This window comes from Amycolatopsis sp. NPDC057786 (assembly GCF_042797905.1).
In the GTDB taxonomy this organism is placed as follows: Bacteria; Actinomycetota; Actinomycetes; order Mycobacteriales; family Pseudonocardiaceae; genus Amycolatopsis.
In genome coordinates, this window is record NZ_JBHVKW010000113.1 from 17,017 (window position 1) to 27,122 (window position 10,106).

Here is a 10,106-nt window from a genome sequence, read left to right on the forward strand (position 1 = left end):
ACGGTTAGAACCGTCATTACCACTCACGAGACCCGACGCAAAACAGTTACGCCCATTACAATCTTTTCCCCGCGCGGACCCGCCATTCCCGAATTACTTGTCCCTCCGGCATTCCGTCAGTAGCGTGCTGCACCAGTTGGCCGTTCGGCCGGACAAGTCGAAATGAGGAAGCCCGTATGTCAGTGCTGACCGGGCGCGTTCTGCGCGCCTTCCTGCTCCCGGCGGTGCTGGGGCTGGGGGCGCTTTCCTTGGCTTCCGCCTCCGCCGATCCGGCCAGGACACAACAGACACGAGAAGCCCTCGCGCAGGAACCCGAGATCGCCCAGGCCGGACTGACATTCGGTTTTTACGTCGGCGACGAACAACAGCCCACGACCAGCCGGGTCGCGAAACTCGGTTCGGACATCACCTTCCCGCAGGGCCGGTTCGACGGCAAGATCCTCGGTTTCACCGGCCAGGTGCCGATCACCGGCAAACTCGCCATCCCGCCGACGTCGAGCTATTTCGTGTCGTTCCGGTTCATGCCCGCCACCGGCGATGTCGCGCTCATCCCGGACGGCGACGCCACCGGCACGGTCTTCGTGAAGACCGGCGCCACCGGCGACTGCAAGGAGGTCGGCACCAACATCTGCGCGATCACCGACGTCACGAACAAGGTGTTCATCAAGCTCTCGAACGCCAAAGTGGACGGAAAGGTCCTCGACGTCGGCCCGAACTGCCGGACCGCGCAATCGGTCGCGGTGAACATCAAGGCCTTGGTGCCGCTCGCGTTCCCCGCGCCGCCGGTGAAGGTCACGAGCACCTTCACGACGCCGGGGTTCACCGGCTGCGGGGTACGTGAGGATCTGAGCCCGTTGCTGACCGGCCTGGTCTCCGGTCCTGGAAACACCCTGGTCACCAACCTCAGGCTGCGATGCGTCGGCGATGGCCCGCCGCCCAACGGATGCGGAGCCTGACGATGGCCAATCCAGTCGCCCTGCTCGCCCGCGCGCCGGAAAAGGCCGCCGCGGGCCTGCGCGAGTTCGGCCGCATGTGCGCCATGGGGATCGACGTCGTCCTCGCCATGTTCCGCCGCCCGGTGCAGGTCCGCGAGTTCATCCAGCAGTTCTGGTTCATCGCCAGCGTGTCGATCACACCCGCGATCCTCGTGTCGATCCCGTTCGGTGCGGTCATCTCCCTGCAACTGGGTTCGCTCACGAGCCAGATCGGCGCGCAACAGTTCAACGGCGCCGCGAGCGTCCTCGCGGTGGTGCAGCAGGCCAGCCCGATCGTGACCACGCTGATCATCGCGGGAGCGGGCGGTTCGGCGATCTGCGCGGATCTGGGCGCCCGCTCCATCCGCGAGGAGATCGACGCGATGGAGGTGCTCGGCGTCTCGCCGATCCACCGGCTGATCGTCCCCCGTGTGCAGGCGGCCATCGGCGTTTCGGTGCTGCTGAACGGTTTGGTCAGCGTCGTCGGCGTGCTCGGCGGCTACTTCTTCAACGTCATCGTGCAGGGCGGGACGCCGGGCGCGTACCTCGCGAGCTTCAACGCGCTCGCCCAGCTGCCCGACCTCGTGGTCAGCTCGATCAAGGCGTTCATCTTCGGTTTCCTCGCCGGCGTCGTCGCCGCCTACCGGGGCCTGAACCCCAAGGGCGGTCCCAAAGGCGTTGGCGACGTCGTCAACCAGTCGGTGGTGATCACGTTCCTGCTCCTGTTCTTCGTCAACACGATCCTGACCGCGCTGTACCTGCAGCTCGTTCCGGCGAAGGGAACCTGATCCCGTGACCAGCGTCCCCGAGCGGGCCCGCGAGGCGTTCAAACGCCCCGGCAACAGTCTTTTCGAGCTGGGCGACCAGTTGCTGTTCTACATCCGGGCGCTCGCGGCGATCCCGATGGCGGTCACCCGCTATTTCCGGGAAGTGGTGCGCCTGCTCGCCGAAGTGACCTTCGGCAGCGGGGCCCTCGCGGTGATCGGCGGCACCGTCGGCGTGATGGTCGGCCTGTGCGTGTTCACCGGGATCACGGTGGGGCTGCAGGGTTTCAGCGCACTGAACCAGATCAACATCTCCGCGATGACCGGCTTTCTCACCGCTTATTTCAACACCCGCGAGATCGCGCCGCTCTCGGCCGGCCTCGCGTTGTCCGCGACGGTCGGCGCCGGATTCACCGCGCAACTGGGCGCCATGCGGATCTCCGAAGAGATCGACGCGCTCGAAGTGATGGCCGTGCGCAGCATGCCGTACCTCGTCACCACCCGGATCGTGGCCGGGTTCATCGCGATCATCCCGCTCTACGTGATCGGCCTGCTGATCTCCTACCTCGGCTCACGGGTGACGACGGTCGTCTTCTTCGGACAGTCCGGCGGGACCTACGACCACTACTTCTCGCTGTTCCTACCGCCGGAAGACGTGTTGTGGTCGTTCGCCAAGGTCCTCGTGTTCAGTGTCGGCGTCATCCTCACGCACTGCTTCTACGGCTATCGCGCTGCGGGCGGCCCGGCGGGCGTCGGGGTCGCGGTCGGCCGCGCAGTGCGGACGTCGATCGTGCTGATCAGCGTGCTGGATCTCTTCCTCAGCCTGGCGATCTGGGGCGCGACCACGACCGTGAAGGTGTCCGGATGAGCACGCGCGCACGGACGCAGGCGGCGGGGGTGGTCTTCCTCGTCATCCTGGTGCTGCTCGGCTGGCTCGCCGTCGCCATCTTCAACAAGGACTTCGACCGCGCGGAACTGGTCACGCTCAAGACGGACCGCGTCGGCAACCAGCTGGCGCCGCCCGCCGAGGTCAAGGTCCGCGGTGTCCCGTTCGGCGAGGTCAGGGCGGTGCGCGGCACCGCGGAAGGTGCGGAGATCGATCTCGCCATCGACCCGGCGAAGATCGATCAGCTGCCGCGCAACGTCTCGGCGCGGTTGCTGCCGAAGACGGTGTTCGGCGAGCGTTACGTCAACCTCGTGCTCCCGGAGCGGCCCGCGGGAGGTTCGCTGCGCGACGGCGACGTCATCGGTCAGGACCGGTCTTCCAACGCGATCGAGCTGGAGCGCGTCCTCGGCGATCTCCTGCCGCTGTTGCGTGCGGTGCAGCCGCAGAAGCTGAACAGTTCGCTCGGCGCGATCTCGCTCGCGCTCGACAACCGCGGGAAGTCCTTGGGGGACAGCATCATCCAGCTCAACGACCTGCTCAACCAGGTCAACCCGCTCATGCCGCGGTTCAAGGCCGACATCACCGGTCTCGCCGACGTGGCGGACCTGTACACCGGCGCCGCGCCGGACATCCTCAAGGCGCTCTCGGATCTCTCCACCACCGCGAAGACCATTGTGGACACTCGGGCGGATCTCGACAAGCTGTACGCCAGCGTGACCACCGCGAGCGGCGACATGAACAAGTTCCTGGTGCAGAACAAGGACAACATCATCGGCGTCAGCGTGAAAAGCAGGCCGACGCTCGAGCTGCTTTCCCGGTATTCACCCGAGTTCCCTTGCCTGTTCGACGCAGTGAACCGGCTCAAGCCGGTGATGGAGAAGGCGTTGGGCAAGGGCACCGGTGAGCCGGGACTGCACGTGACGTTGTCCGTCCACGATCCGCGCGAAAAGTACGTGCCCGGCCGGGACGATCCGCGGTTCGACCAGAAGGGCGGGCCGCGCTGTTACGGCGGCGGCGGGACTTCGGCGGCGGTCGCGTTCGCCGCCGATGGGGACCTCGGCCCGGCCAATTCGAAGGGGGAGCGGGGGCTGGTCGCCGAGCTGCTGGCGCCGTCGCTCGGGATGAAGCCGGCCGAGGTCCCGGACTGGAGCAGCGTGCTCGTGGGCCCGGCCTTGCGTGGAACGGAGGTGACCGTCCGATGAGGGGTATCGCGGGGCCGGCGATCAAAGGCCTGACCTTCTTCGTGATCACCGTGGTGGCGACCGGGATCCTGGCCATCACCATCGCCAACTCCGGGGTCGGCACGACGGTCGGCTACACCGCCAGGTTCACCGACGCCACGTCGGTGAACCCCGGCGACGAGGTCCGGATGTCCGGAGTCCGCATCGGCCAGGTGGACTCGGTCGGGGTGGTCGAGCGGCGGCTGGCGGACGTGCGGTTCTCGGTCGAGAACAAACGCCGCCTCACCGCCGGGGCCACGGTGACCATCAGGTACCGCAACCTCGTCGGCCAGCGGTATCTCTCGATCGATCCCGGCCCGGACGGGCCCGCGGTGCTCGACGAGGGTGCGTTGATCCCGCCGGAGCGGACGCGGCCCGCGCTGGATCTGACCGCGTTGTTCAACGGGTTCAAGCCGTTGTTCCAGGCGCTTTCGCCGAATGACGTCAACCAGCTGTCGTTCGAGATCGTCCAGGTGCTGCAGGGCGAGGGGAGCACCATCGACAGCCTGCTCGAACACACCGCGTCCCTCACGAACACCCTGGCGGGCAAGGACGAGGTGATCGGCCAGGTGGTCGGGAACCTCAACACGGTGCTCGACACGCTCAACTCCCAGGGCGATCAATTCGACAAGCTCGTCGACGTCACCGCGCAACTGGTCTCCGGGCTCGCCGGTGACGCGAAACCCATCGGGCAGGCGATCGGCGGGCTCGGCGAGCTCACCACCGCCACCGCGGATCTGCTCCAGGACGGCCGCGCGCCGTTGAAGGACAGCATCATCGCCCTCGGCGACCTGTCGAAGAACCTTGCCGACAACACTCCGGTGTTCGAGCAGTTCCTGGCGAACCTGCCGAAGAAACTGGACCGCATCGGCTCGATGGTCTCGTACGGCTCGTGGTTCAACTTCTACCTGTGCTCGGTGAAATCGGACGCGCCACCCGCCCCGGGCGGCCCGCCGGTCGGGATCCCGCTGACCCAGGGACGGTGCCGGTGAAAGCGCCGAGGATCAAACCCTTCCGCAGCCGCAACCCGATCGTCGTCGGCGCCGTCACGGCGCTGCTGATGGCGGTGGCGGGCTCGGCGACCTTCTTCTCCGACGATCTCCCGCTGGTCGGCGGCGGAACGACGTACGCGGCCGAGTTCACCGAAGCCGCCGGTCTCAAACGTAACGACGAGGTCCGCGTGGCCGGGGTCAAGGTCGGCGAGGTCTCCGACGTCCTGCTGGACGGTGGCCGGGTCAAGGTCCTGTTCCGGGTCAAGGACACCTGGATCGGCAACCGCACGACCGCCGCGATCAAGATCAAGACCCTGCTGGGGCAGAAGAATCTGGTCCTCGACCCGGTCGGCAACGCGGAACTGGATCCGGACGAGCCGATCCCGGTGCAGCGCACGAGTTCCCCGTACGACGTCACCACGGTGTTCAACGACCTCGCGAACACGGTGGGCGCGATCGACACCGACCAGCTGGCGAAGGCGTTCGGGACCCTGTCGGAAACGCTCGGCGCCTCCACTCCGCAAGAGGTCCGGACCGCGTTCGACGGCATCACCGCGCTGTCCAAGACGCTCGCCTCCCGCGACCAGGAGCTGGTGAAGCTCTTCGAGAACACGAACAAGGTGTCGAAGACGCTCGGTGACCGCTCGCAGCAGATCGAGGCGTTGATCCGCGACGGCAACACCCTCCTCACGGAGCTGAACGCGCGCAAGGACGCCATCGCGAAGCTGTTCAGCGGGGTGAAGAACCTGTCGATCCAGCTCAAGGGACTGGTGGCGGACAACCAGAAGACGCTCGGCCCGGCGCTCGACCAGCTCGATCGCGTCGCCACCGTGCTGCTTCGGAACCAGGACAAGCTCGACGAAAGCCTGCGGCTGGCGGGGCCCTTCTACCGCCTGCTCGGCAACGCGGTCGGCAACGGCCGCTGGATCGACACCTACATCTGCGGGCTCGTCCCGACCGGCGGCACACCGGGCAGCTGCATGCCTTCGAGGAAGGGGGGACGCTGATGGGGCGCCACTTCACGTTGTCGGATCTCGGTGCGCGGGCCCGGCGACGGGCCTGGGTGCGGAGGCTCGCGCTCGCCGTCGTCGCCGGGCTCCTCGTGACGGCGGCCTGGCCGCTGCTGACCAGGCAGGCCGACCGCGTCCTGACCGGGTTCTTCACCGCGACCGTCGGGGTGTACCCGAACACCGAGGTGCGGGTGCTCGGCGTCCCGATCGGATCGGTGACCAAGGTCGAACCGCGCGGCACGAACGTCGAGGTGACCATGACGGTCCGGCCCGACGTCAAGCTGCCGGCAGACGTCGGCGCCGTCGTGATCACCCCGAGCCTGGTCGCCGACCGGTACGTGCAGCTCACCCCGGTCTATGTCGGCGGGCCGGAGCTGGGCGCCGACGCGCGGATCCCGCCCGAGCGCACCGTCACCCCGGTCGAGGTCGACGAGCTCCTGGGCAGCCTCAACCAGCTGATGACCGCGCTGGGGCCGAAGGGCGCCAACCGGGACGGCGCGGTCAGCGACGTCCTGACCAAGGCCGCGGCCTACCTCGACGGCAACGGCGGAAAACTCGGCGAGGCGATCAAGAATCTCGGCGAGTTCGCCAGGACCGCGAGCGATTCCAAGGACGATCTGTTCAACTCGGTCGACAACATCAGCAAGTTCACCGCGATGCTCGCGTCGAACGACGACAAGGTGAAACAGGCGATCCAGCAGATCTCCTCGCTCAGCAAGATCCTGGCCGATCAGCGGGACCAGTTCTCCGGCGCGATGACCGAACTCACCGAGGCGCTCAGCGTGGTGCAGGGCTTCATCAAGGACAACCGGGGCAAGGTGAAGTCCGATGTGGACAAACTCGCCGAGATCACCAAGCTGCTGAGCCAGCAGAAGGCCTCACTGAGCGAGGCACTCGACGCCGCGCCGAACGCGCTGGCGAACGTGCTCGGCGCGTACAACCAGGGCGCGGGCACGCTGGACGGCCGAGGGAACCTCACCGAATTCTCGGGGGCGAAATGAAGACCCGGCTCGCTGCCGTCCTGGTCCTCGTGCTGGCCGCCACCGGTTGTAGCGGCGGCGTCGACGTTTACGACATCCCGCTGCCGGGCGGGGCCGCGTTGGGCGAGCGCCCGATCCACGTCACGGCGAGTTTTACGAACGTGCTGGATCTCGTGCCCCAATCCGGGGTGAAGGTCAACGACGTCCCGATCGGCCAGGTGCGGTCCGTCGAACTGGCGCCGGACGGCCGCAGCGCGGTGGTCGGCCTGCTGATCAACGGGGACGTGAACCTGCCTGCCAACTCCGTCGCACGGCTGCGGCAGGCGAGCATCCTCGGCGAGAAGTTCGTCGAGCTGGCGCCGCCGCCCGAGGGAACGCCGAGCGGGCGGCTGGTCGACGGCGCGGTGATCCCGCTCGCCAGTTCTTCGCTGACGCCCGAGATCGAGGAGGTTTTCGGCGCACTTTCCCTGCTGCTCAACGGCGGTGGCGTCGCGCAGGTGCAGAACATCACCCGTGAACTCAACGACGCGCTCCGCGGCAAGGAGAGCGCGGCGCGCAGCCTGCTGTCCAATTTGGACAAATTCGTGCGCGGTCTCGACGAGCACAAGGCCGAGATCACCCGCGCCATCGAGAGCGTCAACAAGCTCGCGGCGACGTTGAACGCGAACACCGAGGAGATCAAGGCGACCCTGAACGGGCTCACCCCCGGGATCGAGGTGCTGAACCAGCAGCGTCAGGCGCTGGTCGGGATGCTCAAATCACTGGACGGGCTCACGTCGGTCGCGGTCGACACGGTGAACCGCAGCAAGGACGACCTCGTCGCCGACCTCAAGGCGCTCGAACCGTTGCTGCGGAAGCTGGCCGACTCCGGGGACAAACTGCCGAAGGCGATGGAGATGATCTTCACCTTCCCGTTCCCCGACGCCGCGCTGGAGGCCATCCGCGGCGATTACCTGAACACGTTCCTGACCTTCAAGAACAGTGGTGGCCGCTGATGCTGACCAAGTTCGTCCGCGTCCAGCTGGTGGCCTTCGTGACCATCGCCGTCCTTGGTGTCGCGTACGTCGGCGCGACGTACGCGGGCCTGGACAAACTCGTGCTCGATCGGGGCTACACCGTCAAAGTGCGGCTCGCCACCGGTGGCGGCATCTTCAGCAACGCCGAGGTCACCTACCGGGGCGTGCCGATCGGCCGGGTCGGCGAACTGCGGCTGACGGCCTCCGGGATGGAGGTCGATCTCGAACTCGAGCCAGGCGGCCCGGAAGTGCCCGCGGACACCGAAGCCGTGGTCGCCAACCGATCAGCCGTCGGCGAGCAGTACGTCGATCTGCGGCCGCGCCGCGGCGACGGTGCCATGCTGCGGGACGGTTCGGTGATCGCCGAGGCGGACACGAAGATCCCGCTGCCGGTGGACATCGTCCTGTCCAGTGTGGACTCTTTCGCCAATTCGGTGCCGAAGCCCGCCCTGCGGACCGTGGTCGACGAGCTGTACAAGGCGACGTCCGACGCCGGCCCGGCGCTGGACCAGCTCGTCGGGCGGGGGATCGAGTTCGTGCAAGAGGCGAGCGCGCATGTCGGCCCGCTGACCAGGCTCGTGACCGACGCGCAGACCGTGCTCGACACCCAGGTCTCGCAGGCGGACGCGATCCGCTCGTTCGGGGCCAACGCGAAGCTGCTCGCGGCGACTTTGAAGAACTCCGACGGTGATCTGCGGCGGTTGATCCCGGCCGTCCCCGCGGCCGCGAACGAGGTCAGCACGCTACTGCGGGAGACCGGCCCGAGTCTCGGTATCCTGCTGGCGAATCTGCTGACCACCGCCGACGTACTGGAAACGCGTCAGGACGGTATCGAGCAACTGCTGGTCACCGCGCCGAAAGCGGTCGCCGCGGGGCACGCGATCATGGGACCGGACGGCGCGCGCGTCGGCCTCTCGCTGACGTTCTTCGATCCGCCGCCGTGCGTCACCGGTTACGGGACCGCCTACCGCGACGGACTCGACACCTCGCCGCGTCCGTTGAACACCGCGGCGCGCTGTGCCCTGCCGAAGGGCAACCCCACGAACGTGCGCGGCTCGCAGAACGTGCCGGGAAGGTGAAGGCCATGACTCGAATCGCCGCGTTCCTCGCCGCCGTCGCCACGGCTTTGGCTGCTTGGTTCGGTTACTCGTGGTGGGACGCGAGCCACGACGAAGGCGTCGCGCGGGCGACGGTCCGCGAGGAGGCGTTGCAGGTGGGCAGACAGGCTGTCGCCGCTCTGACCACTTTGGACTATCGGCAGGCGGAGCAGGGCTATCAGAACTGGCTGAACCTGTCCGGAGGCGCGTTGCACGACGAACTGGCGCGCGACCGGGAAGGCGGACTCGGCCGGATCGGCCAGGCGAAGACCGTCACCACCGGCCGGGTCGTCGACGCCGCGGTGACCGAAGTGGACAGTGGCGGTGGAACGGCCGAGGTGATCGCTTCGGTGGAACTCGAGGTGCGGCCCGAAGGCGGGGAAGCGGTGACCAAGCACAACCGGTTCCGCGCCGGCCTGAACCGGACACCGGACGGGTGGCGGGTCACGTCGCTCGGCCAGGTGCCGGTGACCGACACCGGAAAGCCCTGACGGAGGACGGGATGACCACGAAACGAGCCGTCAAACCGGCACGGCGCGCGGTGAAGGTCGCCGGGAAGATGGGCGGCACGCGGGTTCTCGAGCAACCTGTCGAGGCTCCCGCTGAGGAGTCCCCGGTCGACGTTCCCGCCGTCGCTCCGGTGCGGCGGCGGGGTGCGCTGGTGTTCGGCGCGGTCGCGCTGGTGATGGCGGGCCTGGCGGGGTGGTTCGCCATCGAGGCGCGGGACACCACGGCGGTGCTGGCGCAGAACACGGCGCTGACCGACGTCGCCACCACCGCCGAGGTGAGCGATCAGATCGGCAAGGCGCTCGGCACGGTTTTCTCGTACCGCTACGACGACCCGGCCAAGAGCGAGCGAGCCGCGAAAGAGGTCCTCACCGGGCCGGCGCTGGGGCAGTACGACCAGCTGTTCGCGCAGGTCCGGGGGCTCGCGGCGGAGCAGAAACTGGTCGTGACCTCGACCGCGGTGGTCTCGGGGGTGAAAGTCCTCGATGGGGACCGGGCTTCGCTGCTGGTGTTCCTGGACCAGACCGGCGTGCGCGGGGACGGGCAACGCAGTACCGGTGCGGCTCAGCTGAGCGTTTCCGCGGAGCGGTCCGAGGGGAAGTGGCGGGTGACCGCACTGGCGGCCGCCTGACGGGTACATGATGGCCCCCTTCCTTGCGC

General features: G+C 67.7%; 11 protein-coding genes. All 11 read left to right on the forward strand.

The annotated features are described in order from the left end of the window. The first annotated feature begins 176 nt into the window (after positions 1 to 176). Genes ACFVM3_RS36080 through ACFVM3_RS36130 form a run of 11 tightly spaced genes read left to right on the forward strand, consistent with a single transcriptional unit; the run spans position 177 to position 10,077 of the window. Positions 177 to 956, forward strand: coding sequence for a hypothetical protein (locus ACFVM3_RS36080; RefSeq protein WP_378444382.1), 780 nt, complete (start codon positions 177 to 179; stop codon positions 954 to 956). Between the two features lie 2 nt (positions 957 to 958). Beyond that, complete coding sequence (locus tag ACFVM3_RS36085; protein ID WP_125796979.1) at positions 959 to 1,762, forward strand: ABC transporter permease; 804 nt, start codon at positions 959 to 961, stop codon at positions 1,760 to 1,762. A 4-nt stretch (positions 1,763 to 1,766) separates the two neighbouring features. Continuing rightward, the gene (locus ACFVM3_RS36090; protein WP_034315131.1) at positions 1,767 to 2,606 is read left to right on the forward strand and encodes an ABC transporter permease; all 840 of its coding nucleotides are present in this window, start codon (positions 1,767 to 1,769) and stop codon (positions 2,604 to 2,606) included. Beyond that, on the forward strand, positions 2,603 to 3,826 hold the full coding sequence (locus ACFVM3_RS36095; protein WP_378444383.1) for an MCE family protein: 1,224 nt from the start codon (positions 2,603 to 2,605) through the stop codon (positions 3,824 to 3,826). Before ACFVM3_RS36090 ends, ACFVM3_RS36095 begins: the two co-directional genes overlap by 4 nt. Then, complete coding sequence (locus tag ACFVM3_RS36100; RefSeq protein WP_378444384.1) at positions 3,823 to 4,836, forward strand: MCE family protein; 1,014 nt, start codon at positions 3,823 to 3,825, stop codon at positions 4,834 to 4,836. Before ACFVM3_RS36095 ends, ACFVM3_RS36100 begins: the two co-directional genes overlap by 4 nt. Beyond that, complete coding sequence (locus ACFVM3_RS36105) at positions 4,833 to 5,843, forward strand: MCE family protein (protein WP_378444385.1); 1,011 nt, start codon at positions 4,833 to 4,835, stop codon at positions 5,841 to 5,843. The genes ACFVM3_RS36100 and ACFVM3_RS36105 overlap by 4 nt, the downstream gene beginning before the upstream one ends. After that, positions 5,843 to 6,847: an MCE family protein gene (locus ACFVM3_RS36110; protein WP_378444386.1), complete on the forward strand. Its 1,005-nt coding sequence runs from the start codon at positions 5,843 to 5,845 to the stop codon at positions 6,845 to 6,847. The genes ACFVM3_RS36105 and ACFVM3_RS36110 overlap by 1 nt, the downstream gene beginning before the upstream one ends. Next, a complete protein-coding gene (locus tag ACFVM3_RS36115; protein ID WP_378444387.1) occupies positions 6,844 to 7,821 on the forward strand; it encodes an MCE family protein in 978 nt (325 codons plus the stop codon). The genes ACFVM3_RS36110 and ACFVM3_RS36115 overlap by 4 nt, the downstream gene beginning before the upstream one ends. After that, on the forward strand, positions 7,821 to 8,921 hold the full coding sequence (locus ACFVM3_RS36120) for an MCE family protein (protein ID WP_378444388.1): 1,101 nt from the start codon (positions 7,821 to 7,823) through the stop codon (positions 8,919 to 8,921). Before ACFVM3_RS36115 ends, ACFVM3_RS36120 begins: the two co-directional genes overlap by 1 nt. 5 nt (positions 8,922 to 8,926) lie before the next feature. Then, a complete protein-coding gene (locus ACFVM3_RS36125; protein ID WP_378444389.1) occupies positions 8,927 to 9,430 on the forward strand; it encodes a hypothetical protein in 504 nt (167 codons plus the stop codon). Between the two features lie 11 nt (positions 9,431 to 9,441). Continuing rightward, entirely contained in the window at positions 9,442 to 10,077 is a 636-nt protein-coding gene (locus ACFVM3_RS36130; protein ID WP_378444390.1) for a hypothetical protein, read from the forward strand. Positions 10,078 to 10,106 lie beyond the last annotated feature (29 nt).

Excerpts from the sequence above, each read along its gene's own strand:
- ACFVM3_RS36120 (WP_378444388.1), top strand. The coding sequence starts at position 7,821 with ATGCTGACCAAGTTCGTCCGCGTCCAGCTGGTGGCCTTCGTGACCATC.
- ACFVM3_RS36080 (WP_378444382.1), top strand. The coding sequence starts at position 177 with ATGTCAGTGCTGACCGGGCGCGTTCTGCGCGCCTTCCTGCTCCCGGCG.
- ACFVM3_RS36085 (WP_125796979.1), top strand. The coding sequence starts at position 959 with ATGGCCAATCCAGTCGCCCTGCTCGCCCGCGCGCCGGAAAAGGCCGCC.
- ACFVM3_RS36100 (WP_378444384.1), top strand. The coding sequence starts at position 3,823 with ATGAGGGGTATCGCGGGGCCGGCGATCAAAGGCCTGACCTTCTTCGTG.
- ACFVM3_RS36130 (WP_378444390.1), top strand. The coding sequence starts at position 9,442 with ATGACCACGAAACGAGCCGTCAAACCGGCACGGCGCGCGGTGAAGGTC.
- ACFVM3_RS36110 (WP_378444386.1), top strand. The coding sequence starts at position 5,843 with ATGGGGCGCCACTTCACGTTGTCGGATCTCGGTGCGCGGGCCCGGCGA.
- ACFVM3_RS36095 (WP_378444383.1), top strand. The coding sequence starts at position 2,603 with ATGAGCACGCGCGCACGGACGCAGGCGGCGGGGGTGGTCTTCCTCGTC.
- ACFVM3_RS36125 (WP_378444389.1), top strand. The coding sequence starts at position 8,927 with ATGACTCGAATCGCCGCGTTCCTCGCCGCCGTCGCCACGGCTTTGGCT.
- ACFVM3_RS36115 (WP_378444387.1), top strand. The coding sequence starts at position 6,844 with ATGAAGACCCGGCTCGCTGCCGTCCTGGTCCTCGTGCTGGCCGCCACC.